Here is a 25456-nt window from a genome sequence, read left to right on the forward strand (position 1 = left end):
CGTTCAGGACTTCTGTTCTATGTTACAGCGTCGCTAGCCCCGGACTTGGCCTTCACCTTGGACGATCCACTTCGTGGTGGTCAGCTCGGTGAGGCCCATGGGACCGCGTGCGTGCAGCTTCTGGGTAGAGATTCCCACCTCGGCACCGAGTCCGAGCTCGCCTCCGTCGGTGAAACGCGTGGAAGCGTTCACGATGACCGCCGCGGAGTCGATGTCCGCAATGAACTTCTCGGCGTTCGCCAGGTTGTTCGTCAGGATGGCTTCCGTGTGGCCGGTCGACCACTTGCGGATGTGCGCGACTGCCTCGTCGAGGTTGTCCACCATCGCAACCGCGAGGTCAAGGTCCATGTATTCCGTGGCCCAATCGACGTCGTCGGCCGGGACTGTTTCCACGGAACCGGACAGCGCCGCTTGAATCCGCGGATCGACATGCAAGGTGACCCCGGCGGCGCGCAAAGCGGTGGCAACGGCGGGCAGCACAGTGGATTTCGAGTGCACCAGGAGAGTCTCCACGGTGTTGCAAACGCTTGGACGCTGGGTCTTGGCGTTAAGCAGGATATCGACGGCCATCTCTTCACCGGCGGATTCGTCGATGAAGATGTGCACATTGCCTTCGCCGGTCTCAATGACGGGCACGGAAGAGTTGTTCACCACAGTCTGAATCAGGTCCCGTCCACCACGGGGAATCAGCACGTCCACCCGGCCGCGGGCACGCATGAGGACGTTGGCGCCCTCGCGTCCGAATTGGTCCACGCTCTGGACGGCATCGGCCGGCAACCCAACGGATTCCAGCGCATCGCGGAGGATGGTCACAAGGGCTGCGTTCGTGTGCGCGGCAGCCGATCCGCCGCGCAGGATCACGGCATTGCCGCTCTTCAAGGCGAGCCCGGCGATGTCGACCGTGACGTTGGGGCGGGCCTCGTAGATCGCTGCGACTACTCCCATGGGCACGTTGATCTGGCGCAAGCGCAGTCCGTTGGGGAGGGTTTGGCCCCGGACGACGTTGCCGACAGGATCCGGCAAGCCTGCCAGGTTTTCAAGGGCAGCCACGAGGCCGTCGATGCGGGCAGGAGTCAAGGTCAGTCGGTCCAGCATGGCAGCGGAGGTGCCGTTGTTGCGGCCAGACTCAACATCCTTCGCGTTGGCGGCGAGGATTGACTCCTGCTGTTCCCCGAGGGCGGCGCAGATAGCGTGAAGGGCGCGGTCCTTCCAGGCACGGTTCGCCTGGGCCATACGACGCGCGGCCTGCCGCGAGCGGTCCGCGATCGAGTGCACGGCCGCCTCCACCTGCTCAGGGGTGAGCGGCGCGGTTCCCAGCTCCGGAGTTTCCGGCACCTGGGCGGCATTGCCGGAAGTCAGGGCGTCGGTCATCACAGGAGAATCAGGGGTAAGGGCCTCAGTCATTCTCCAAGTTTAGTGGAGCGGGAGGGCTGAACCAGTACGAGGTCGTCAACATGAACAACTACGCGGTCATATCCGCGGCCAAGGTCCTTGGCGAGTTCCTTGGTTGAACGGCCAAGCATGCGGGGAAGCTCTTCGGCGGAGTAGTTGACCAGCCCCCTGGCAATGACGGTGCCCTCGGCAGAAACCATCTCCACGGGATCGCCCGGCTCGAAGTCTCCCTGCACCGACGATATTCCGGCGGGCAGCAGCGATGTGTGGCGGTCGCGCACGGCTTTGACTGCGCCGTCGTCGAGCACTAAACGGCCCCGGACGGAAGCGAGGTGGGCCAGCCACAGCAGGCGCACGGGCTTGCGGTTGCCGTTGATGGCGAACCACGTGCCCACGTCCTCGCCGGCCAGTGCGGCGGCGGCATTGGCCGTGGACGTCACGAGGGCGTGGATGCCGGAGCCTGCGGCGATTGACGCCGCCTCCACTTTCGTGGTCATGCCGCCGGTGCCGACGCCGGCTTTGCCGGCCTTGCCGATGGTCACGCCGACCAGGTCGGCGGGACCGGTGACGAGCGGAATGCGCTTGGCACCCAACGACGGCGGACCGTCATACAGGGCGTCTACGTCGGAAAGCAGGACCAACGCATCCGCCCGCACAAGGTGCGCCACCAAAGCGGCCAGGCGATCGTTGTCGCCAAAGCGGATTTCGTGCGTTGCCACGGTGTCGTTTTCGTTCACGACAGGCACGACGCCGAGGTTCAGCAGACGGTCAAGCGCCCGGTATGCGTTGCTGTGCTGGGTTCGCCGCATCAGGTCATCCGCAGTCAACAGGACCTGGCTGACCGTGACCCCGTGCGCCGCGAAAGCCTGCGAGTAGCGCGCCATCAAAAGCCCTTGGCCCACACTGGCTGCAGCCTGCTGCGTGGCGAGGTCCTTGGGACGCTTGGCGAGCCCGAGCGGTGCTAGACCCGCCGCGATCGCACCGGACGAGACCAGGATGATCTCCGTCCCGGAATTCCGCTTCTCGGCCAAGGCGTGAACGAGGGCAGTCAGCGCTTTCTCCGAGATGCCGCCTTTGATACTGGTCAGCGAAGACGAACCTACTTTGACCACGATCCGCTTGGCGCCGGCCAGTGCCTGGCGTTCCGCGGCGTCGTCGCCTTCCGTGACTTCAGCGATACGGGCCGTGCTAGTCGTCATTTTCGGCTTCCAGGCCGCTTTCCTTCAGGGGCTGGGCTGCACGACGGCGGCTGACGGACTCCGTCCAGATGCCCGCCTTGCGCTCGGCTTCGAGCTCGGCCCGCGCGGCAGCCTTGGCCTCGCGTCGCTCGATCTGCTCATCGCGCTTCTGCGAACGTGTGGGACGGTCGCCGATGTCGGCAACACGGATGTCCGTGCCTCGAGGCGTCGCCAGGAGTTCGGCGCCCGCCATCATGGTGGGCTCCCAGTCGAACACGACGCCGTCCTCTTCACCGATCACCACGGTGTCGCCCGGAACGGCACCCATCTTGAACAATTCGTTTTCGATGCCGAGCTTGGCCAGGCGATCGGCCAGGTAGCCAATGGCTTCCTCATTGGTGAAGTCGGTCTGCTTGACCCAGCGGACCGGCTTCTCCCCCAGCACGCGGAAGAGCGGCTCGAGGTTCTTTTCTTCGCGGCGAATCTTGAAGCCGGACTCGTTGACGGCACGGGGGCGGAGGACGGGGGCTGCGACCTTGGGGGGCGCAATGGCCACGGCCCTGCGGGCGGCCATGACAATCTCGCCCATGGCGAAGCTCAGCTGGCGCAGGCCTTCATGGCTCGTGGCGGAAACTTCGAAGACGCGGTAGCCGCGCTGTTCCAGTTCGGGACGGACGAACTCTGCCATATCCCGGCCATCAGGCAGGTCCACCTTGTTCAGGACCACAAGCTTGGGGCGTTCGTTCAGGGGGACCACTTCGCCGTCGACACCGGCGTAGCTCATGTCCACGGCGTACTTGTCCAGCTCCTGCTCGATAATCGCAAGATCCGAGAGCGGGTCCCTGTCCGCTTCCAAGGTTCCGCAGTCCAGCACGTGCACCAGCGCGGCGCAACGCTCAACGTGGCGCAGGAAGTTGTGGCCCAGGCCCTTGCCCTCGCTCGCGCCTTCGATCAGCCCGGGAACGTCGGCAATGGTGAACCGGACGTCGCCGGCCTGGACCACGCCGAGGTTGGGGATCAAGGTAGTGAACGGGTAGTCGGCGATCTTGGGCCGCGCCGCTGACATCGCCGCGACAAGGCTGGACTTGCCTGCCGAGGGGAAGCCGACCAGCGCGATGTCTGCGATGGACTTCAGTTCCAGGACGATGTCGCTGGAGTCGCCTTCAATACCGAGGAGCGCGAAGCCGGGAGCCCGGCGCTTCTGCGAAGACAACGAAGAGTTGCCAAGGCCGCCCTGGCCGCCTGCAGCGGCGATGAACTCGGTGCCTTCACCGACAAGGTCAGCAAGGACAACGCCGTCCTTGGTCTTGACCACGGTGCCGTCCGGGACGGGAAGCACGAGGGTTTCGCCGTTCTTGCCGCCGCGCCAGTCGCCCATGCCCGGGCCACCGTTGGTTGCGTGGCGGTGCGGTGCGTGGTGGTAATCAAGCAAAGTAGTTGTCTGTGCATCGACGCGCAGGATGACGTCGCCGCCATTGCCGCCATTGCCGCCGTCGGGTCCGCCGAGGGGCTTGAACTTCTCGCGCTTAACAGAGACACAGCCGTGGCCGCCTGTTCCGCCGGATACGTGAAGTACTACCCGGTCTACGAAGGTCGCCACGTGTTTCTCCTCTATGTGGAAATTACTGCTTGAAATGCGTTTGCCGGCTGATGCGCCGCCGCCCGCCCTAGTAAATTCTAGTGCGGTTAAAAAGACAGATGGAGCGGGCCATACGGCCCGCTCCACCCGTTCAGAACGTGTTATTACTCTGCAGCTGCAGCAGCAACGATGTTCACTACGCGACGGCCACGGCGAGTACCGAACTCAACCGCACCTGCCTGCAGGGCGAACAGGGTGTCGTCGCCACCGCGGCCGACACCGGCGCCCGGGTGGAAGTGGGTGCCGCGCTGGCGGACGATGATCTCGCCTGCGGAAACGACCTGGCCACCGAAGCGCTTTACGCCGAGGTACTGGGCGTTGGAGTCACGACCGTTGCGAGTGGAGCTCGCGCCTTTTTTATGTGCCATTTGAAATGCCTGCCTTTAAATTCTGGGGAATCTGTTGAAAACCTGAACAGCAACCAGTGGTTACTTGATACCGGTGATCTTGATCTTGGTCAGTTCTTGACGGTGACCCTGGCGCTTCTTGTAGCCGGTCTTGTTCTTGAACTTCTGGATGACGATCTTCGGACCACGGAGGTCTTCGAGGATCTCAGCCGTAACCTTGACCTTGGCCAGATCCGCAGCAGCGGAGGTGACCTTGTCACCGTCCACCAGGAGCAGTGCGGGCAGCTCAAGAGTGCTGCCGGCTCCACCGGGGACGCGGTTCAGGGTTACGTAGTCTCCAACGGAAACCTTTTCTTGGCGGCCGCCTGCGCGGACAATCGCGTACACCACTTGGGCACTCACTTCTCTCGACGTTTATTACTAAATTTGCGTGCGGAACCCCGATCCGAAAACGGGCCTGGTTCACGCTGTGCCTCAACGCCGTGGACTCCGGTACGGAATCCATGAGTCATCCCTTGAACAGTTCCAAATGAAACGTCAATTCCAAATGAAAGGTCTCTAGGGGCATAACCCAAGTGTTGGCGTAAGCACCGAAGATCTAGATTACGCTAGTTTCGCCTTCGGCTGCAAATGAGGCCAGGTCCGGAGGCTGCCACGTGATGGCTGCCACAGACTGGCTATGCCGCCATCCGGTACCGTGCCCGTCCACCTTACCCTGCCCGCCGGGAAAAGCTCGGATCCTCACCCCGACACGCTGCGGCGCCTGCCGAAACAGCCCTTCATCCCGTCCCTCCGCGACAGGAACCAAGGTCAGCTGTGCAGCCTTGGAGCATCGAAGAACGCAGTTTCATAGCGGCAGGATTGGGAGAAAGCCTCCATCATGGCCGCGCGCTCGGCCGGTGAGGCAGCCTGCGCGGCGGCATCCGTGAGGTCGATCGCCTTGCGGGTGGCCTCTGCGAACGCCTCGTCTGCGTAGGTGCGCAGCCAGTCGGCGTAAGGGTGCTCGTCCGACGCTCCTGCCTGGACATAGCCACGGTGGAGCTGCTGTCCCACCTCGGCGTACAACCAGTAGCAGGGCAGTACTGCGGCCAGCAGCACGGCATAGCTGCCCGACGCCGACGCCGCCAGCAAGTGGTCCACATAGGCCTTGGTGACGGGGCCCAGTTCTCGGCTTCCCTGGCGTCCGCTAAGCCAATTCCGATGCAGCTCGGACTCGACTTCGAGGCACATCTGCGAGCCGCGGGCCCAGAACAGCTGTTCGTTTTCGCTGGGGGCGAGCGCACTTGCACGCGCCAGGACCCGGGAATAGCCGTTGAGATAGATGGCATCCTGCGACAGGTAATAGCTGAACTGCGCTTCGCTGAGCCCACCGGTTTGCAAGTCCTGGATGAAGTCCAGGCCATAAATGGCCGCAAGCTCCGATTGGGCGGCGTCCCACATCCGGACCGCGAAGTCCCCCGGCTGAAGGGAGTGCTGGAGAGTGTGGAAATGATGGATGGGCCCGTTGCCCTTCCCCACCTCCAGCCTCTCGGATTGGGTCAGCGCCTCCTGAAGCCAGGGCTTGACTTCATGCAGGGCAGACTCCCAATCGCCGAGCCGCGCTTTTGCCGTCGCCATCGCAGACGACAGGGAACATCCCGTGCCATGGCTGTTGCGGGTCTCCACGCGTTGGCCGGCGAATTCCACCACGTCCTGGCTCAGGACTCCCCCGGTGTTGACCAGCGCATCGGGGCAGCCGGATCCTTGCAGATGGCCTCCCTTCACCAGGACGGTGTTTCCGCAGGCAGCGGCCAGACGTTTGCCTTGCTCCAACGCCGATGCCCAGTCGGTGGCAACAGGCTCGCCAAGCAGCATGGCCAATTCAGGAAGGTTGGGGGTCACCAAGTCGGCGAGGGGCAGAAGTTCCCGCAGTGCGGTTTCAGCGGACTCCGCGAGGAGCCGGTCGCCACTGGTCGCGATCATCACCGGATCCAGCACGACGACGGCGGGGCGCGCCTCGCCGAGCCAGCGGCGGACTTCGTGGATGACGGCCGCGTCCCCGAGCATGCCGATTTTGACGGCATCAACGGTGATGTCGTCGCTAATGGCATCCAATTGCTGCCGCAGGAACTCCACGGGAGGCACGTGAACGCCGGTGACTCCCTGCGTGTTTTGTACTGTGAGTGCCGTGATGACGGCCATGCCGTAACCGCCGTTGGCGGCAATGCTCTTCAGGTCAGCTTGGATCCCGGCACCGCCCGACGGATCCGAGCCGGCAATGCTGAGGACCCTGGGGATAGGGCGCTGGACGGCCTTGAGCGGGTAGACAGCCGAGTGTGCCGAAACAGTCATTCGAGACATCCCTTCGCCGGTGCTAACCGGACAGGTTCAACGGGTCTGGTCTCAGCCGGCTTGGTGCGCGGCACCCCGTGTCAGTCCCCTAGCTTAACCCGGATCACACCTCGCCCGCTGAAATCTCCCTTTGTAACCGCACTGTCGTGAGGTCCGGCAACTGGTCCGGCAAATGGGCCGGCAACGCCGAAGCCCCGGCGGTTTCCGCAAGAGCGGGAACGGCCGGGGCTTCGGACTAGGTACTGCGTTTAGAGTTCGGACTTGGGCACGCCGACTCCGAGAATGATCGGTTCTGCTGCCGCCGTCGGCTTGACCGGGGATGCGTCGGGCGCCTTGGCCTCGTGCGCGGCCCCACCGGAGGCAGCGGCTGCAACCTCGTGGTGCTCCACGTTGGTGGCGTTGGCGGCACCCTGGGCACGGCTGGCACTACGGTTGCGGCGGCCCCGGCGTCCACGCGAAGCCGACTCCAGGGATTCCCCGCTTGCAACGGCCGCGGGAGCCTCTGCGGGCGCTTCCCGGGACTCCGTTGCGGCCGTCGCGGTGTCCGGAGCTTCTCCGAGGCCCGCGAATGCCTGCGCCAACAGATCCAGGCTCATGGCAGGAGCGCCACTCGCCGGCTCTTCTTCGTGGTGGACGAAAGGCAACGCCACTTCCTCGCCGCCGAATCGCAGCACAGGCTTCGAGCGTTCCTCGCTACCCGAAGCAACGGCAGGAGCCGAGACCGGGGCCGCGGGTGCCTGCAGAGGGGTTGCTTCCGCTGCGTGCCCGTCGGCGAGCAATTCCGCCGCGTGGTGGAGTTCGTCGTCGTGCAGGTGGGCAGCGTGGGCCGCAGCCGCGATGGTCGCAAGGGCTGCGCGGGTGGCTGCCTGGCGGTTCGGATCAGTGGATTCCACGGAGTGGACCGGCACAGGAGGGGTGATCGGGAGCTCGGAAGTCCCCTGCCCTGTCCCCCTGCCGCGGCGGCGCTTGCGCTGCTCCGGGCGGACGGCCGGGAGTGACTCCGTGCGCGGGTGGTGGTGTTCAGCGGCCACCACGTTGGCCCGGCGATGCTCCACGGGCTCGTCATGCGTGACGATTCCGCGCCCTGCGCACGTTTCGCACTGCTCGCCGAAGACCTCAAGCAGGCCGGTGCCCATGCGCTTGCGGGTCATCTGGACCAATCCAAGCGACGTCACTTCCGCGACCTGGTGCTTGGTGCGGTCCCGGCCGAGGCACTCGACCAGGCGGCGCAACACGAGATCGCGGTTGGATTCCAGGACCATGTCGATGAAGTCGATGACGATGATTCCGCCGATGTCGCGCAAGCGCAGCTGGCGGACCACTTCCTCGGCGGCCTCAAGGTTGTTCTTGGTGACGGTTTCTTCGAGGTTGCCACCGCTGCCGGTGAACTTTCCGGTGTTGACGTCAACAACCGTCATGGCCTCGGTGCGGTCGATCACGAGCGAACCACCGGAGGGCAGGAAGACCTTGCGCTCCAATGCCTTGTGGATCTGTTCGTCCACGCGCCATGCCGAGAAGATGTCCTGATCCGACGTCCACTTTTCGAGACGTCCCACCAGATCCGGCGCCACATAGGTGACGTAGGCCTCGATGGTGTCCCAGGCTTCATCGCCGGAAACGATGAGCTTGGAGAAGTCCTCGTTGAAGACGTCGCGGACAACCTTGATGGTGAGGTCCGGTTCGCCGTACAGCAGTTCCGGGGCCAGGATCTTGGTAGATGCGGACTGGCTTTCGATGCCTTCCCACTGGGCCCGCAGGCGGTTGATATCGTGCGTCAGTTCTTCCTCGGAAGCACCCTCGGCGGCGGTGCGGACAATGACGCCCGCGTTCTCGGGGAGGCGGTCCTTGAGGATCTTCTTCAGACGGTTGCGCTCGACGTCGGGCAGCTTACGGGAGATGCCGGTCATGGAACCGCCGGGCACGTACACAAGGTAGCGGCCGGGAAGCGAAATCTGGCTCGTCAGGCGTGCGCCCTTGTGGCCCACGGGGTCCTTGGTGACCTGGACCAGCACGGAGTCTCCTGATTTCAGGGCGTTTTCGATGCGGCGCGGCTTGCCTTCCAGGGTGACGGCATCCCAGTTGACTTCACCGGCGTACAGCACGGCATTGCGGCCGCGTCCGATGTCGACGAATGCGGCTTCCATCGACGGCAGCACGTTCTGGACCTTGCCCAGGTAGACGTTGCCGATCAGGGAATCCTGCTGTGTCTTGGACACGAAGTGCTCCGCGAGCACGCCGTCTTCCAGGACACCGATCTGGATCCTGTCGTCGCGCTGGCGAACGATCATCTGGCGGTCGACGGACTCACGGCGAGCCAGGAATTCGGCCTCGGTGATGACCTGGCGGCGGCGGCCGGTCTCGCGGGACTCGCGGCGGCGCTGCTTCTTGGCTTCAAGGCGAGTAGAGCCCTTGACGCTCGTGACGCGGTCGGAGCTGCTGGTGGTCTCAACGTGTGCGCGGGGAGCGCGGACACGGGTGACAGTGTTGGGGGGATCGTCGTCTCCGCCGCCCGTCAGCTCCAGGTCCTGGTCACCACGACGCCGGCGCCGACGGCGACGGGAGGTCACGCCTTCTTCGAGCGCCTCCTCGGTACCGGCTTCTGCCTCGTCCTCGGATTCCGCAGAGGTTTCTTCTCCTGCTTCGTCACGCTCGGTGCCCCGGCGTCCGCGACGGCCACGGCTGCGACGCCGACGGCGGCTGCCGGCCTCGTCCAGTTCGTTGTCCTCGGAAACTTCCTCAGCTTCGGCCCGCGGTTCTTCTTCGACGACGGCCGGCCGGACAACTGCGCTCAGGTCCGGTGCCTGGAAGATCATGGACGTTACGGAGGCAGGCTCCAGGAACAGCGACGCGATCGGGCTCGCAGCTTCCGCCTCGGCGGCCGGCGCCTCGGTGGTTTCCTCGGGCGTAATCTCCGCAGCCGGAGCTTCTTCAGGCGCAGTCTCCGCAGCGGGCGCTTCCTCGGGCGCAATCTCCGCAGCGGGCGCTTCGACCGCTGCTTCTTCGGAAACGGGCTCGGCGCTCTTTGCCCTCGTCGTGCGACGGCGGCGGACCGGCTTTTCGGGGGCGGTTTCGGCCTCTGCTGCTACGTCAGGCACGACGGCGGCGGCAGCCTCCGTCGCCCCGCCAGCTTCCGTCGGAGCTTCCTCAGCGAAACCTGGCAACGGCTCCGGAGTTTCTACCTTCTTTCGAGCCCTGCTACGCCGGACAGGGGCCTTGGGCTCTTCGGTGTCCGCCGACTCGGCGAGCGGCTCAACGGTGGCTGCGGCAGCTCCGGCGTCGGGGGTTTCGTCCGCGGCGACCGTCTTCGGTGCCGCCTTGCGCCGGGTGCGGGTGACCTTCTTGGGTGTTTCAGTGGTCTCGGTGGACGCCGCATCTTCGGCGGCGGCTACAACTTGCTCGTTATCCATATGTGGCAACACTCCTGCCCTTGCGCAACCGCCACATCCGGTGCCCAGAGGGGCAATATTGTCAAAACCCGCAGGCGTTGACAGAAGTCAGTAGTAGTCTTTCCGGTTCGCACCAGCATGGGGGTGCGGCATCCACGGAAAGCCGGCTTCGCTCCAAACCCGTTGTTCTAATGCCACAACCAGGTGCCGTCCATTGTCACTGCGGGCCTACCGGGGATCATTGGATCCTGGGCATGCCCTGCATATGACTGGCGGTCTTGGGAACAAGATACCGGACCGGATTCCGCATGTGGATCGGCTTCCGGCCATGTTCATTCTCTCACACGCCCGCACTCCCGGCAGGAAGCACACCCTGAAAGCTTCCGTGCCGCCGCCCTCCCTGGGCAGAAGCTTTCAGCCGCCGCGGCTAGAATCCTCCCAAGAGCAGTCCCCGGCCGTGCGCCGGGCCTTCCAGAAAAGGACAGCCAACCATGCCGAGCCCCGCCAGCCCGAACCTGGCCAACAACGATGCCCGCTCCCGGCAGGAGAAGACCGGGAAAACCCCCGATGGGAAGGACGCCGCCGACGCAGCCTTGCCGCGCATGGTCCGCGACCGTCCCTTTGCGTGGCTTCTCCTCGCCACCGGCGCCATCGCGTGGCTTGCATCCGGGGCGCTCGTGCTGGAAAAGCTGCAGGTTCTGATCGATCCCAACCATGTAACGGCCTGCGACCTCAATCCCTGGGTATCCTGCGGCAGCGTCATGAAGACACCGCAGAGTTCAGTTTTCGGCTTCCCCAACATGTTCATCGGCATCGTCGCCTTCGCCGTGATCATCACCACCGCCATGGCGATCTTTGCCGGGGCCAAGTTCGCGCGTTGGTACTGGATCGGACTGCAAACCGGCATCACACTGGGCTTCATCTTCATCGTCTGGCTATGGTCCCAGGCACTGTATGTCATTCACATCCTGTGCCCGTTCTGCATGGTGGTGTGGGCCTGCATGATCCCGCTCTTCGTCTTCGTGACCATTAGGAACGTAGCGCACGGCGTCATTCCAGCGCCCGCACGCCTGGCCAAGATCCTCAGCGAGTCCGGTTGGATCATCTCCGCGCTGCTCTACGTTGGCGTGATCGCGAGCATTTTCTTCGCCTTCATCAATGTCTTCATCGGTACCTCGGGATACTGAGCACGTATCCCTCATTTGAGCCATTAACAGCCGAAGGGGCCCATGTTCGCGTGAACATGGGCCCCTTCGGCTGTATGGCGTGGCTGGAAGCTACGCGCCGAACCAGATCTTGATCTCGCGCTCGGCGGAATCCACCGAATCGGAACCGTGGACCAGGTTCTGCTGCACGGCCAGGCCCCAGTCACGGCCGAAGTCGCCACGGATAGTGCCGGGCGCCGCCGTCGTCGGGTCCGTGGTTCCCGCAAGGGAACGGAAGCCTTCGATTACGCGGTGGCCCTCGAAGATAGCAGCGACAACCGGGCCGCTGAGCATGAACTCGACGAGCGGCTCGTAGAACGGCTTGCCCAGGTGCTCTTCGTAGTGCTGCTCCAGCAGTTCGCGGGTGGCGTTGACCTTCTTCAATTCGGCCAAGGAATAGCCCTTGGACTCGATGCGGGCGAGGATGCTGCCGCTCAAGTTGCGGGCGACGCCGTCGGGCTTGATCAGTACAAGGGTGCGCTCAATGCTCACGGTTGCTCCAATGTTGAGTGTGTGGGTTTCCCAGCCAGTTTACGGGGTTTCGCTCAGGCGGACTGCCCGGCAGAGTCTTCCCCATGGGTGGCGTTCCATTCGGCTTGCTCACGATCACGCTGGGCGTTCTCGCGGTCGATCCGCATGCCGGCACGGATGCCGTACCACCAGCAGGCCGCGAACAGGACGCCCACCACGAACATCGTGGGCTCGACGAAGCCCGAAAGAACCAAGACCAGCTGCAATACCCAGCCGACACCGATGCCCCACGGCTTGCTGAGCACGGCACAGGCCAGGATCAGCACAACGCTCAGCGTAATGCCGAATGTCAGGATCAGCGCTGGCTGCACCTCTCCACGCTTCAGTCCAAAGACAGCCAAGGTGGCGAAGAACGCGACGAAGGCCTCCAGGAGCAGCACGGTCGAAGCGAACATCACCTTGGTGGAGCGGCGCTTCTTGGGCATCCCGGGCCGCCATTCGCGCTGGGCTTTGGTGAGTTTGGCCACGCTCAGGAACCAACCTTCCCGAGGAGCATACGGGCTTCGGCCACCACAGTGATGGAGCCCGTGACGAGGACGCCGCCAGCCAGGTCATCGTTTGCTTCGGCACGCTCCACGGCCCACTCGATCGCGTCATCCAGCTTCTCGGCAATGTGGACGTTATCCGCACCGAAGCCAAGGTCGACGGCGAGATCTGCCAGTTGCGCAGCCGGGATGGCCCGCGGCGAGCTGGACTGCGTGAAACAGAACTCCTCTGCCAATCCACCCAGGGATTCCTTGAGCTGCCTCAGGATTTCTTCCGCGTCCTTTTCCTTCAGGATTCCGAGGACAACCACCAGCTTGCTGAAGCTGAAAGCCTCTTCAATTGCCTCTGCCGAGACGCGGATGCCATCCGGGTTGTGGGCGGCATCCACGATGATCGTGGGAGCGGTGCGCACCACCTCGAGACGGCCCGGCGAGCTGACGTTGCCGAAAGCTTCCCGCAGCACGTCGCCGTCGAGTTCCTTCTCGCCTCCACCAAGGAATGCCTCCAGGGCAGCGACGGCGACTGCGGCGTTCTCGGCCTGGTGTGCGCCGTGCAAAGGAAGCAACAGGTCCTCATAACGGCCTGCGAGCCCCTGGATGGTCAGCACTTGGCCCCCGACGGCAACGCTGCGGGACTCGACGCCGAATTCGACACCCTCGAAGCGGAATGGCACGCCGGCCTCGCGCGCCTTCTCAAGCAGCACTTGCGCGGCGTCCACGGGCTGGGCAGCGCTGATCAGGAAGCCGCCCGGCTTGATGATTCCGGCCTTCTCGCGGGCGATATCCTCGGTGGTGTCGCCGAGGAGATCAGTGTGGTCGAGGGAAATCGGAGTCACAACGGAAACCTGTCCGTCACCCACATTCGTGGCATCGGTGATGCCGCCCAGTCCCACTTCAATCACGGCGACATTGACGGGTTGGTCCGCGAAGATCGCGAAGCCCAGAATGGTGAGGCACTCGAAGTACGTGAGCCTGGGCTGGCCATCGGCTTCGAGTTCCTTGTCCACGATCTCGAGGTACGGACGGATCTCGTCCCAGATCCGGACAAAGGTCTCATCGGAAACCGGCTCGCCGTCGATGCTGATGCGCTCGGTGACCTTCGACAGGTGCGGACTCGTGTAACGGCCCGTGCTCAAGCCGTGGGCACGAAGCCCCGCCTCGATCATGCGGGCGGTGGATGTCTTGCCGTTGGTGCCCGTGATGTGGATGATCGGGAACGCCTTGTTGGGCTCCCCCAGCACGTCCATGGCCCGGTAAAGGGGCGCCAGCCGCGGCTCCATTTTGTTTTCCGGGGCGCGGCCCAGGAGTTCGGCGTAGACGCTTTCTACGGAGAATTCGTCGCTCATGTTCTAGGCCTCGATCTTGGTAACGGTGATCTGCGGCTCGACGGCGTCGCCGGAGACGACGGGGTCGAGCTTGAGGGACAGGGTTTCGGTCTTGACCAGCTCTTCGTTGGCGCGCAAGGCGTCAACAACGTCGTGGACTGCCAGGACTGTGGTGTGGATGCGGTCGCTGACGTTGAGTCCTGCGTCCTTGCGGGCCTGCTGGATGGCACGGACCATGTCCCGCGCCAGGCCTTCGGCAGCCAGTTCCGGAGTGACTTCGGTGTTCAGGACCACGAAGCCACCGCCCGGAAGGACAGCGACGGCCGCGGACGAACCGTCAGCAGATTCCGCGACGACGGTCTCAAGCGTGTACTCCTGCGGTTCCAGCTCAAGGCCGCCTGCCGTGACAACCCCTGCATCGGAAACAGACCAGTCGCCGGACTTGGAACCCTTGATGGCCTGCTGGACGTTCTTGCCCAGTCGCGGACCTGCCGCGCGGGCATTGACCACGAGTTTCTGTTCGATGCCGAATTCCTCCGGCGACGCCGTGGCGGCGTCGAGGAGGCGGACGGAACGCAGGTTCAGCTCATCCGCGACGACGGCGGCGAAGCCTTCCAGCGCATCAGCACCGGGTGCCACCACCGTGAGCTCCTGCAGCGGCAGGCGGACGCGAAGGTTGGCGGCCTTGCGCAGGCTGGAACCCGTGGAGCAGATCTGCTGGACACGGTCCATCGCCTCAACGAGTCCCGGGTTTGCAGGGAACAGCGAGGCCTCGGGCCAGTCAGCCAAGTGCACGGAGCGCCCACCGGTCAGGCCGCGCCAAATCTCCTCGGAAACGAGGGGAAGCAGCGATGCCGAGACACGGCAGACGGCCTCGAGTGCCGTGTAGAGGGCGTCGAAGGCGTCGGTGTTCTCGTCGAAGAAACGCTGACGGCTGCGGCGGACGTACCAGTTGGTAAGCATGTCCAGGTAGCTGCGCAATTCATCGCAGGCTCCTGAAATGTCGTACTCGTCCAAGCTGGAAGTGATGTTGCGGACGAGGTCGCCGGTATTTGCCAGCAAGTACTGGTCCAGCGTGTCCGTGTAGCCGTCGTAGCGCAGTTTGGCGTCATAGCCGGCGCCTGTCCCATCCACTGTGTGGGAAGCGTTCGTGTACAGCGTGAAGAAGCTGTAGACATTCCACAGCGGCAGGATGACCTGGCGGACGCCGTCGCGGATTCCCTGTTCGGTGACTACGAGGTTGCCGCCACGCAGGATGGGGCTGGACATCAGGAACCAGCGCATGGCGTCGGAACCGTCGCGGTCCAGGACCTCGGAGACATCCGGGTAGTTGCGCAGGCTCTTGGACATCTTCTGCCCGTCGGAGCCCAGGACGATGCCATGGCTGATCACATTGCGGAAGGCCGGCCGGTCGAAGAGTGCCGTGGACAGGATGTGCAGCATGTAGAACCAGCCGCGGGTCTGCCCGATGTACTCGACGATGAAGTCTGCCGGGTTGTGGGTGTCGAACCATTCCTCGTTCTGGAACGGATAGTGCACCTGGCCGTAGGGCATGGAGCCCGAGTCGAACCAGACGTCCAGGACGTCCTCGACCCGGCGCATGGTGGACTGGCCCTCTTCCGGCGAGCGCGGGTCGTCCGGGTTGGGCCGGGTGAGTTCGTCGATGAACGGGCGGTGCAGGTCAACTTGGCCGTCGTTGTTCATCGGAAGGCGGCCAAAATCGGCTTCCATCTCGGCGAGCGAGCCGTAGACGTCGGTGCGCGGATATTCGGGGTCGTCGGACTGCCACACCGGGATGGGCGAGCCCCAGTAACGGTTGCGGCTGATGGACCAGTCGCGGGCGTTGGCCAGCCATTTGCCGAACTGTCCGTCCTTGACGTTGCCCGGGATCCAGTTGATCTCCTGGTTCAGTTCGGACATGCGGTCCTTGAACTTGGTGACCTCCACGTACCAGGAGGACACTGCGCGGTAGATCAGGGGGTTGCGGCAGCGCCAGCAGTGCGGGTAGCTGTGCTCGTAGCTGGCCTGTCGGACCAAGCGACCGCCGGAACGCAGTGCCTGCGTGATCGGCTTGTTGGCATCGAACACCTGCAGCCCGGAGATTTCGGCGAGCGGTCCGTGCGCGAACAGGTGGAGGAACTTGGCGCCTTCGTCGACGGAAAGCACCACGGGGATACCCGCGTCCTCACAGACTTTCTGGTCGTCTTCACCGTAGGCCGGGGCCTGGTGAACGATGCCCGTACCGTCGGTGGTAGTGACGTAGTCCGCCACGAGGAAGCGCCAGCCGTTCTGCGTGCCGTATTTCTCGGTGTCGGAGAAGTAGTCCCAGAGCGGCTCGTATTCCAGTCCGGCCAACTCGGTGCCCGTGTAGCTTGCCGTGACGGCGGCGGTGGCGGCAGCACCGCCATCGGCACCATCACCGTACCCCAGATCCTTAGCGTAGGTGCCGAGAAGATCGGCGGCCAGCAGGAAGCTGCCCGTCACCGGAGCCTCCGCGGAGGCGGCCTTGATCCCGTTGGGACCGGCCGGAACCACGGCGTAAGAGATGTCGGGCCCGACGGCGAGCGCCAGGTTGGTGGGCAGCGTCCAGGGGGTCGTGGTCCACGCGAGCGCCTGCACGCCTTCAAGGGACTTGGAGAGTTCCGACTCCCCTGCCTTGATGGGGAAGGTCACGGTGACGGTCTGGTCCTGGCGGTTCTTGTAGACATCGTCATCCATGCGCAACTCATGGTTGGACAGCGGCGTCTCGTCCTTCCAGCAGTACGGCAGGACGCGGTACCCGTTGTAGGTGAGGCCCTTCTCGTGGAGCTGCTTGAAGGCCCAAAGGACAGACTCCATGTACTCGACGTTGAGGGTCTTGTAGTCGTTGTCGAAGTCCACCCAGCGTGCCTGGCGCGTGACGTAGCTCTTCCATTCGTCTGCGTACTTCATGACGGAGGCACGGCAGGCGTCGTTGAACTTGTCGATGCCCATCGCCTCGATCTGGGTCTTGTCCGTCATGCCCAGTTGCTTCATGGCTTCGAGTTCAGCGGGCAGGCCGTGGGTATCCCAGCCGAAGCGCCGTTCGACGCGCTTGCCGCGCTGGGTCTGGTAACGGCCTACCAGGTCCTTGGCGTAGCCGGTCAGGAGGTGGCCGTAGTGGGGCAGTCCGTTGGCGAAGGGAGGACCGTCGTAGAAGACGAACTCGTTGCTGCCGGGGTGCCCGCCGGGCAGATCAGCGCTGCGGTTGTCGATGCTGGCCTGGAAGGTGCCGTCTTCATCCCAGTACTTCAGGATGCGCTCTTCGATCTCCGGGAACTTCACGGAGGCGGACACGCCTGTTGAGGTGCCGGACGGAGTTGTGGAGGCCTTGGGGTAATACGTCATCTCTTCATCCTGGGTTGAGCCGGTGAACACAAAGTTTCATTCAGGATGCGAGGACGGCGCCAGCTGCGTTGTTTCCAACAGCGCCGGTACCGCGGTACCACCTCACTTACCGGCGCCAACTCTGCTCCTTTTGGAAAGGAGTGATCCGGCGTCGGCCGCTCATTGCTGCTGTGACGGGCTTACCCGTCCGGTTCTACTGACTCCCGTAGTGGCGGGGGCGTTCTTCCGGAAGCTCACCGGTGATGTCCGGGTCAAAGCTTGTGCCACAAGTCTAGCGGCAGCGGCGCCGCGAGCTCCACTTGGGGGATGGGGCGCGCGACGCCGGGACCTTAGCCTTTGCGGATCAACTTGTGGGTGGCGGCCTGCGCCACCGGGCGGACGATAATCTCGTCCAGGTTGATGTGGTGCGGCAATGAGACGGCGTACTTGACGACGTCGGCGACGTCTTCCGGCGTGAGCGGCTTCTCGACGCCGGCGTACACCTTGGCTGCCGCTGTGGCATCGCCGAGACGGTTGAGCGCGAATTCCTCCGTGCGGACGAGCCCGGGTGCCACCTCGATGACGCGGATGTTGTTCTCGGCTTCCTCCAGGCGCAGGGCGCCGGTCATGGCGTGCTGGGCGAACTTGGCCGCGTTGTACCCGCCGCCGCCCTCGTAGGCCGTGAATCCCGCCGTCGACGTCAGGTTCAAAACGGTGCCCTCGCCGTTGGCCCGCAGCATCGGCAGGAAGGCCCGGGTCAGCTTCAAGGTGCCGAGCACGTTGACTTGGTACATCCAGTCCCAGTCTTCGGTCTGCGCATTGGCCAGGGTGTCTGCGCCCCGTGCGCCGCCGGCAATGTTGATGAGCGTGTCTGCTCCGCCTGCCTCGGTGACGGCCGAGAGCAAGGCCGCGACGTCGTCGTCATTGGTGATATCCGCGGCGAACGGCACAGCGCCGCTCTCGGCGCCGAGTGCCTCGAGCCGTTCCGCACGGCGGGCGACGGCGAATACCTTCCATCCATCTGCGGCGAGGGCCCGCACTGTGGCTTCGCCGATTCCCGTGCTGGCGCCGGTCACTACTGCGGTCTTCGTCTGTACTTCCTCAGTCATGGCACCACCCTAACGTGGTTCACCGGGAGAAACCGCACGGCCAAGAATGTGGGCGATCGGCGGGGACAGTGGTCCGGCAGAGAAGCCGAAACGCTCGCTCTGCAGCACCTGGAAGCCGGCGTCGCCGATCGCCTGAAGGGTATTGCGGTTGGGATGGCAGCCTCCGGCCACGTGCTGCCAGACCGGAGTGAGCAGATCCTCGACGGCTGCGAGAAGCCTCTTGTCCGAGCGGACATGCTCGTAGAACGCCAAGGTTCCGCCGGGCCGAAGCACGCGGCGGATTTCCGCCAACGCGGCCGCTTGGTCCGCGACGCTGCAGAGGACAAGACTGACCACGACGGCGTCCGCCTCGCCGTCGGCCGCCGGAATGTTCTCGGCGGTTCCTGGAACAACGGTGACCGGTACAGCCGCGAGCCGGGCCTTAGCTCGAGCAAGCCCCCTGAGGTAGTCATCGGGCTCAACCGCGAGGACGCTTTCCACGGTGGCCGGGTACAGGCCGAACGACGAGCCCTCGCCGGCGCCGACCTCGACGACGCGGCCCCGGAGGTCGGACAGCAAGCTGCGCCGGTGCTCGTTGCCGCCGCGCATGTTTATCGCGGGAACCGCCCGGGCGTAGGCCCGCGCAAAGCGCGGATGCTGCGGCGTCATGTGTCCGCCGCCCCGGTACGCAGCAGGAACTCCCGCAGCACGCGGGCGTGGTTGACTTCAGGATCCCTGGCGCCGTAGAGCAGCGTCACACGCTTTTCCGCGGCGGCCAGCTCCAGCACCTGCTCCACGGCAGGATTCTGTTCCAGCTCGGCCAGGTAAGCGCGGCGGAAGTCCTCGAATCGCTCCTGCATATGGGCAAACTCGGTGCGCAGCGGCGGCGAGGGAGCGATCTCCTTGAGCCACAGATCCAAACGGGCGCGTTCTTTGGATACCCCTCGCGGCCAGAGCCGGTCCACCAGAACCCGGTAGCCGTCGTCGTCGGCTGCTTCGTCATAGATGCGCTTTATCACCAGAACGTCCTTGAGTTCCGCCATGAGCCGCATGCTACTGCACGTCCGCGTGCCACGGAACAAAGGGCGCCATGAAACAATTGGCCCATGGCTGAATCAACGCAGGGTACAGACACGCCCGCCACCGCCCCCATCAACGTTCCCGACAAGCCGGCCCTTGAAGGCCTTGAGGCTGCCTTGACGCAGCGCTGGCTGGACGAAGGAACCTACAAGTTCAACCCGGACACCACCCGGGAGCAGGTCTACTCGATCGACACTCCCCCGCCCACCGCATCCGGTTCGCTCCACGTGGGCCACATGTTCTCGTTCACGCAGACGGATGTCCAGGCCCGCTACATGCGCATGACCGGCAAGAACGTCTTCTACCCGATGGGCTGGGACGATAACGGGCTGCCCACCGAGCGCCGCGTCCAGAACTACTACGGTGTCCGCTGCGATCCCGCCATTCCCTACAACGCGGAGTACCGCCCACCGGCGCAGCCGGCGAAGAACCAGCGCGACTTCGACGTCGTCTCGCGCCAGAACTTCATCGAACTCTGTGAGGAACTCGCCGTCGAGGACGAGAAGGTCTTCGAGAACCTGTTCCAGACACTCGGCCTGTCCGTTGACTGGGACCTGACGTACCGCACCATCGACGACACCTCCCGTGCGGTGTCCCAGCGTGCCTTCCTCGCCAACCTGAACGCCGGTGACGCCTACATGGCCGAGGCCCCCACCCTATGGGATGTGACGTTCCGTACCGCCGTCGCGCAGGCCGAGCTGGAGGACCGCGAGGTTGCCGGCGCGTACTACCGCTACCCCTTCTTCACCGCTGACGGCGAGAAGATCTATATCGAGACAACGCGTCCGGAACTCCTCGCCGCGTGCGCCGCGTTGGTGGCGAACCCCGACGACGAGCGCTACCAGCCGTTGTTCGGCAAGACCGTCACGTCCCCCCTGTTCGACGTCGAACTCGAGGTCAAGGCCCACCCGCTTGCCAAGGCGGACAAGGGCTCCGGCATCGCGATGGTCTGTACCTTCGGCGACCTGACTGACGTCACCTGGTGGCGCGAACTGCAGCTGCCCACACGCGCCATCATGGGCCGCGACGGCCGCATCATCGCCGAGACACCCGAGTGGATCACCACCGACGCCGGCAAGGAAGCCTACGCGGCGATTGCCGGCAAGACGGCGTTCTCTGCCAAGGAGACGGTTGTTGAGCTTCTCGTTGCCGCCGATCTGCTGGATGGCGAGCCCAAGAAGATCACCCACCCCGTGAACTTCTTCGAGAAGGGCGACAAGCCCCTTGAAGTTGTCACGTCGCGCCAGTGGTACATCCGCAATGGCGGCCGCGACGAGGACCGCCGCGAACGGTTGATCGCGCGCGGACACGAGATCGACTTCCACCCGTCCTTCATGCGTTCCCGCTACGAGAACTGGATCTCCGGGCTGAACGGCGACTGGCTCGTTTCACGCCAGCGCTTCTTCGGCGTGCCGATCCCCGTCTGGTACCCGCTGGATGCCCAGGGCAACCCGGACTACGAGAACCCGATCCTGCCGTCCGACGAGTCCCTTCCCGTGGACCCCGCGGCCGACGCAGCCCCAGGTTTCGACGAGTCCCAGCGCGAGCAGCCCAACGGTTTCATCGGAGACGCCGACGTCCTGGACACCTGGGCCACGTCTTCGCTGACTCCGCAGATCGTGGGCGGCTGGAGCCGTGACGAGGAACTGTTCGGCAAGGTCTACCCCTTCGACCTCCGCCCGCAGGGCCACGACATCATCCGCACCTGGCTTTTCTCCTCGGCTGTCCGGGCGGATTCCCTGCAGAACAGCGCTCCGTGGAAGCACGCAGCCATCTCGGGCTGGATCCTGGACCCGGACCGCAAGAAGATGTCCAAGTCCAAGGGCAACGTGGTTGTCCCCACCGACGTCCTGAACGAATTCGGCTCCGACGCCGTCCGTTACTGGGCCGCGTCCGCCAAGCTCGGTGCTGACACCGCCTACGAGATCGCCCAGATGAAGATCGGCCGCCGCCTGGCCATCAAGCTGCTCAACGCCTCCAAGTTCGTGTTGAACCTGGGCGCTACGGAGAACTCGGTTGTCGGCGCGGACCTCTCCGTTCTGAGCAACGCCCTGGACCGGGCACTTTTGGCACAGTTGGCCGACGTCGTGGCGCAGTCCACCAAGGCGTTCGACAACTACGACTACGCCCGCGCCCTGCAGATCACGGAATCGTTCTTCTGGCAGTTCACGGACGACTACGTGGAGCTCATCAAGGACCGCGCCTACGGTGCGGCCGGCGAGACTGAGCAGGCATCCGTGCTTGCCGCCCTTGCCACCACGCTGGACTCGCTGTTGCGCCTGTTCGCGCCGTTCCTGCCCTTCGCCACCGAAGAGGTCTGGAGCTGGTGGCGCACGGGTTCAGTCCACCGCGCGGCGTGGCCGGCAGCCGTGGAAATCGTCGACGGCGACACCACCATGCTGGGCACCGTCGGCATCGCGCTGAGCGGCATCCGCAAGGCCAAGTCCGAGGCCAAGGTCAAACAGCGCACAGAGGTCCTCTCCGCCACAATCACCGCTACTGAGTCGTTTGTTGCACAGCTGGAAGCCGGACTGGGAGACCTGAAGGCCGCGGCCAACGCGCAGGAGATCTCACTGGTAGCCGCGGAGGGCGAACTCACGGTGAGCAACGTGGTCCTCGCGCCTGCCGAGGAGCCCGCCCAGGCGTAGTTTCGAAGAGCCCGGAAGTTTCCGGCGCCGCCCGAGAGTTTCCGGGCAAAGGGGAAGCCCCATCAGCGTTTAGCCGTTGGTGGGGCTTCGACTTTTCGGCTGCCTGGTGACGTCTTGACAGTCTGGCGGAATCCTCGGACTTTCAGGTCTTCCTACCTCGTCACTGGTAGCTTGCATCCAACTTTGCCGAAGGCTGCGTCAGATGCATATCACTGAATCTCTGGTTTCCGTGTCCCTCTTCTTTCGAAGTGGGTAAGTTCTATTCTTGACCCGCTCACCGGCCAGCACAAGCCCCCTCCGGGAACTACTGGCATGTAATTCGGGGGCGTCGCTGCGGGCCTCCGGGGTTCTGGGGGTGGGCGCTTTGTGGCACAGTGTTGCTATGCCAGAACTTCCCGAAGTGGCCGGGCTGACTGCCTTCCTGGGCAGGAATCTTCTCGGTGCCGAACTGACGAAGATCCAGATCGCTTCTTTTGCCGTGTTGAAGACAGCCGATCCGCCCTACTCGGCCCTGGAGGGCCGCAAAATCGTCGGGGTGGAACGCTTCGGCAAGTTCGTCAGTCTAGACGCCGAGGGAATCCATTTCATCTTCCACCTCGCCAAGGCCGGGTGGCTCCGCTACACGGAGCAGCCGTCGCAGAGCCAGCTCCGGATGGGCGGCAGTAATATTGCCGCGAGGCTCGGCTTCACCAAGGGCGACGGCTCAACGCACGTCGGCGTGGACCTGACGGAGGCCGGAACAAAGAAAAGCCTGGCCATATACGTGGTGCTCAGCCCCTTGGACGTTCCCGGGATCGCGACACTCGGCCCGGACCCGCTGAGCCCTGCCTTCACGGAGGAAACCCTGGCCGGAATCCTTGCCACAAGCGCGCACCAGATCAAGGGACTCCTACGGAGCCAAAGCGTCATCGCGGGCATCGGCAACGCCTACAGCGACGAGATCCTTCACGCCGCCAGGATTTCACCGTTCGCGATCGCCAAGTCGTTGGACAAGGACACAACCCGTGTCCTCTACGAGTCCATCGAAAGTGTCCTGGGTGCGGCCGTAGCCGTCGCCGTCGGGAAAGCCTCAAGCGAACTCAAGGACACCAAGCGGAACACCATGCGGGTCCACGGCCGGGCGGGACAGCCCTGCCCCGTGTGCGGGACCACCATCCGCGAGGTGTCCTTTGCCGACACCGCGCTGCAGTATTGCCCCGGCTGCCAGACAAACGGAAAGATCCTGGCGGACCGTAGAACCTCGCGATTCCTGAAATAGCCGGGCCTGCGGCCCTAACGGCCGCGACGGCCCAGGCTATTTGAATTCAAGGCTAGTTGAATTCCGGGCTTTCCGTGCGGCTGCGCTTGAGCTCGAAGAAATGCGGGTAGCCGGCCAAGGTGACAGTGGCGTCCCAGATCCGCCCGGCTTCTTCCCCTCGGGGGATACGGGTGAGGACCGGGCCGAAGAAGGCCGTGCCGTTGACGGCGACTACCGGGGTGCCCACGTCCTGGCCTACCAGGGAGATCCCCGATTCGTGGCTGGCACGCAGCTGGACATCGTATTCCTCGGAATCAGCGAAGCGGGCCAACTCGGCCGGCAGTCCGGTTTCCGCCAGTGCCTTGGAGATGACCTCGGCGAAATCCTTGATGCCTTCGTGGTGGATGAGGGAACCCATCGCGTCGTATAGCGGCTTGATGTACTCGTTTCCGTGCAGCTCGCTGGCGGCGATGATGACACGGACAGGTCCCCAGCCCTGCTTCATCTTCTCGGTGTATTCGGTAGGCAGTTCGCGGCCTTCGTTGAGGACGGAGAGGCTCATGACGTTCCAGTTGGTCTCGATGCCGCGGACGTCTTCCACTTCACCGATCCAGCGGGACGTCACCCAGGCGAAAGGGCACATGGGATCGAACCAGAAATCAACCTTGTTGGCGGTCTGCTCGGGCACAGGGAACTCCTCGTGTAGGCGTAAGGGGGCGCGGCCAGCCGGACGAATGGGTGTCCGGCACCAATCATGCAAACCCCAGGCTAAGCGGACTTATTCCGACGCTTCGCAACGACCTCGTGCGCGATCATGGTGGGCTGGCCCTTCTTGGTCACGGCGTCGGCGGTGATGACGACGCTCGCGATGTCGTCCCTGCTTGGCAGGTCGAACATGACCGGGAGCAGCACTTCCTCCATGATGGCGCGCAGGCCGCGGGCTCCGGTGCCGCGTTCCAGTGCTTGGTCCGCAATCGAGTCAAGGGCGTCATCGTCAAACAAGAGCTCCACGCCGTCCAGCTGGAACATCTTCTGGTACTGCTTGATCAGGGCGTTCTTGGGCTTGGAGAGAATCTGGATGAGCGCGGAACGGTCAAGGTTGGACACGGTGGTGATCACAGGCAGGCGCCCAATGAATTCAGGAATCAGCCCGAACTTGAGCAGATCCTCCGGCATCACCTCGCCGTAGCTGTCCGCGTTGTCCTTGACCTCGTTGAGCGGCGCCCCGAAGCCGATGCCTTTCCGGCCCGACCGCGATCCAATGATGTCCTCCAGCCCGGCAAAAGCGCCGGCCACGATGAACAACACGTTGGTGGTGTCGATCTGGATGAATTCCTGATGCGGGTGTTTGCGGCCGCCCTGCGGCGGAACCGAAGCCACCGTGCCTTCGAGGATCTTCAGCAGTGCCTGCTGCACGCCTTCGCCGGACACATCGCGCGTGATGGACGGGTTCTCGCTCTTGCGCGAAATCTTGTCGATCTCGTCGATATAGATGATGCCTTGTTCGGCCTTCTTGACGTCGTAGTCGGCGGCCTGGATGAGCTTCAACAGGATGTTTTCGACGTCTTCGCCGACGTACCCGGCCTCAGTCAGGGCCGTGGCGTCAGCGACGGCGAAGGGTACGTTCAAGCGGCGGGCCAGGGTTTGAGCCAGGTAGGTCTTACCGCAGCCGGTGGGGCCAATCAGCAGGATGTTGGATTTGGCGATCTCCACGTCTTCGTGGTGTCCGCCTTCGCCAAGGCCGGTCTTCGGTGCGTGGCCGGCCTGGATGCGCTTGTAGTGGTTGTACACCGCGACGGCGAGGGAGCGTTTCGCGGGCTCCTGGCCAATGACGTACTCCTGGAGGAAATCGAAGATCTCCCGCGGCTTGGGCAACTCGAAGCTGCCAAGATCCGATACTTCCGCGAGCTCCTCTTCGATGATCTCGTTGCAGAGCTCGATGCACTCGTCGCAGATGTACACGCCGGGCCCGGCAATCAGCTTCCGAACCTGCTTCTGGCTCTTTCCGCAGAAAGAACACTTCAGCAGATCCGTGCTCTCGCCAATCCGAGCCATGTGGGAATCCCTTCGTTTCATGCGGGTGGTGCAGCCCCGTACCTATCTGCCAAGATCGGAAGATCGCAGCGGGGGCGCCACCATGACAACTTCCACTGTAGGACACAATGGGCTGCTTGGGTTGAAACAGAACGCCGATGCGGTCCATATTTCCTGAACCGCACCGGCGTCGAGTTTTGGCCAG

Annotated in this window: 19 protein-coding genes and 1 riboswitch; of the genes, 3 read left to right on the top strand and 16 right to left on the bottom strand. The window is 64.0% G+C overall.

Features of this window, described 5'->3' with window-relative positions:
- Positions 1 to 33: 33 nt before the first annotated feature.
- The 7 genes from ACFVTG_RS02950 to ACFVTG_RS02980 all read right to left on the bottom strand — a co-directional run bounded on the left by ACFVTG_RS02950 (position 34) and on the right by ACFVTG_RS02980 (position 10294).
- On the bottom strand, positions 34 to 1404 hold the full coding sequence (locus ACFVTG_RS02950) for a glutamate-5-semialdehyde dehydrogenase (RefSeq protein ID WP_390277811.1): 1371 nt from the start codon (positions 1402 to 1404) through the stop codon (positions 34 to 36).
- Positions 1401 to 2591, bottom strand: coding sequence for a glutamate 5-kinase (proB, locus tag ACFVTG_RS02955; RefSeq protein ID WP_390277813.1), 1191 nt, complete (start codon positions 2589 to 2591; stop codon positions 1401 to 1403). The genes ACFVTG_RS02950 and proB overlap by 4 nt, the downstream gene beginning before the upstream one ends.
- Positions 2581 to 4170 carry a GTPase ObgE gene (obgE, locus tag ACFVTG_RS02960; protein ID WP_284751928.1) on the bottom strand — a complete coding sequence of 530 codons (1590 nt, stop codon included), beginning with the start codon at positions 4168 to 4170 and terminating at the stop codon, positions 2581 to 2583. Before obgE ends, proB begins: the two co-directional genes overlap by 11 nt.
- Positions 4171 to 4313: 143 nt before the next feature.
- Entirely contained in the window at positions 4314 to 4577 is a 264-nt protein-coding gene (gene rpmA / locus ACFVTG_RS02965; RefSeq protein WP_003803426.1) for a 50S ribosomal protein L27, read from the bottom strand.
- A gap of 60 nt (positions 4578 to 4637) precedes the next feature.
- Positions 4638 to 4946 carry a 50S ribosomal protein L21 gene (gene rplU, locus ACFVTG_RS02970; RefSeq protein ID WP_028267456.1) on the bottom strand — a complete coding sequence of 103 codons (309 nt, stop codon included), beginning with the start codon at positions 4944 to 4946 and terminating at the stop codon, positions 4638 to 4640.
- Positions 4947 to 5366: 420 nt separating this feature from the next.
- Positions 5367 to 6887, bottom strand: a complete 1521-nt coding sequence (gene thiD, locus ACFVTG_RS02975) for a bifunctional hydroxymethylpyrimidine kinase/phosphomethylpyrimidine kinase (protein ID WP_390277815.1) — start codon at positions 6885 to 6887, stop codon at positions 5367 to 5369.
- Positions 6879 to 6975: riboswitch (TPP riboswitch) on the bottom strand. (Overlaps the previous gene by 9 nt.)
- A gap of 160 nt (positions 6976 to 7135) precedes the next feature.
- Positions 7136 to 10294 (bottom strand): Rne/Rng family ribonuclease, encoded by a 3159-nt coding sequence (locus ACFVTG_RS02980; protein WP_390277817.1) that lies wholly within the window; start codon positions 10292 to 10294, stop codon positions 7136 to 7138.
- A gap of 470 nt (positions 10295 to 10764) precedes the next feature.
- Between ACFVTG_RS02980 and ACFVTG_RS02985 the strand changes: the two genes are divergently transcribed.
- Positions 10765 to 11460, top strand: a complete 696-nt coding sequence (locus ACFVTG_RS02985) for a vitamin K epoxide reductase family protein (RefSeq protein ID WP_390277819.1) — start codon at positions 10765 to 10767, stop codon at positions 11458 to 11460.
- Positions 11461 to 11550: 90 nt separating this feature from the next.
- Here the strand turns inward: ACFVTG_RS02985 and ndk are convergent, their stop codons facing one another.
- The 7 genes from ndk to ACFVTG_RS03020 all read right to left on the bottom strand — a co-directional run bounded on the left by ndk (position 11551) and on the right by ACFVTG_RS03020 (position 19295).
- On the bottom strand, positions 11551 to 11970 hold the full coding sequence (gene ndk / locus ACFVTG_RS02990; protein ID WP_184741677.1) for a nucleoside-diphosphate kinase: 420 nt from the start codon (positions 11968 to 11970) through the stop codon (positions 11551 to 11553).
- A gap of 53 nt (positions 11971 to 12023) precedes the next feature.
- On the bottom strand, positions 12024 to 12476 hold the full coding sequence (locus ACFVTG_RS02995) for a DUF4233 domain-containing protein (protein WP_284751932.1): 453 nt from the start codon (positions 12474 to 12476) through the stop codon (positions 12024 to 12026).
- Positions 12477 to 12478: 2 nt separating this feature from the next.
- The gene (locus tag ACFVTG_RS03000) at positions 12479 to 13840 is read right to left on the bottom strand and encodes a bifunctional folylpolyglutamate synthase/dihydrofolate synthase (RefSeq protein ID WP_390277821.1); all 1362 of its coding nucleotides are present in this window, start codon (positions 13838 to 13840) and stop codon (positions 12479 to 12481) included.
- A 3-nt stretch (positions 13841 to 13843) separates the two neighbouring features.
- On the bottom strand, positions 13844 to 17185 hold the full coding sequence (gene ileS, locus ACFVTG_RS03005) for an isoleucine--tRNA ligase (RefSeq protein WP_390277954.1): 3342 nt from the start codon (positions 17183 to 17185) through the stop codon (positions 13844 to 13846).
- A 329-nt stretch (positions 17186 to 17514) separates the two neighbouring features.
- Positions 17515 to 18273, bottom strand: a complete 759-nt coding sequence (locus ACFVTG_RS03010) for an SDR family oxidoreductase (protein ID WP_284751935.1) — start codon at positions 18271 to 18273, stop codon at positions 17515 to 17517.
- A 9-nt stretch (positions 18274 to 18282) separates the two neighbouring features.
- The gene (locus ACFVTG_RS03015; RefSeq protein ID WP_284751936.1) at positions 18283 to 18921 is read right to left on the bottom strand and encodes a class I SAM-dependent methyltransferase; all 639 of its coding nucleotides are present in this window, start codon (positions 18919 to 18921) and stop codon (positions 18283 to 18285) included.
- On the bottom strand, positions 18918 to 19295 hold the full coding sequence (locus tag ACFVTG_RS03020; RefSeq protein ID WP_390277823.1) for a DUF488 domain-containing protein: 378 nt from the start codon (positions 19293 to 19295) through the stop codon (positions 18918 to 18920). Before ACFVTG_RS03020 ends, ACFVTG_RS03015 begins: the two co-directional genes overlap by 4 nt.
- A gap of 63 nt (positions 19296 to 19358) precedes the next feature.
- On the opposite strand from ACFVTG_RS03020, the gene valS reads away from it, so the two are divergent.
- Positions 19359 to 21980, top strand: a complete 2622-nt coding sequence (gene valS / locus ACFVTG_RS03025; RefSeq protein ID WP_390277825.1) for a valine--tRNA ligase — start codon at positions 19359 to 19361, stop codon at positions 21978 to 21980.
- 382 nt (positions 21981 to 22362) lie between these two features.
- Complete coding sequence (locus ACFVTG_RS03030; protein WP_390277827.1) at positions 22363 to 23238, top strand: DNA-formamidopyrimidine glycosylase family protein; 876 nt, start codon at positions 22363 to 22365, stop codon at positions 23236 to 23238.
- Positions 23239 to 23290: 52 nt separating this feature from the next.
- Here the strand turns inward: ACFVTG_RS03030 and ACFVTG_RS03035 are convergent, their stop codons facing one another.
- Together ACFVTG_RS03035 and clpX are read right to left on the bottom strand one after the other, a co-directional pair.
- Complete coding sequence (locus ACFVTG_RS03035; RefSeq protein ID WP_390277829.1) at positions 23291 to 23905, bottom strand: DsbA family protein; 615 nt, start codon at positions 23903 to 23905, stop codon at positions 23291 to 23293.
- 80 nt (positions 23906 to 23985) lie between these two features.
- Positions 23986 to 25272, bottom strand: coding sequence for an ATP-dependent Clp protease ATP-binding subunit ClpX (gene clpX, locus ACFVTG_RS03040; protein WP_390277832.1), 1287 nt, complete (start codon positions 25270 to 25272; stop codon positions 23986 to 23988).
- Positions 25273 to 25456: the final 184 nt, after the last annotated feature.

Origin of the sequence: Arthrobacter sp. NPDC058127 (assembly GCF_042884555.1) — a bacterium.
GTDB lineage: Bacteria > Actinomycetota > Actinomycetes > Actinomycetales > Micrococcaceae > Arthrobacter.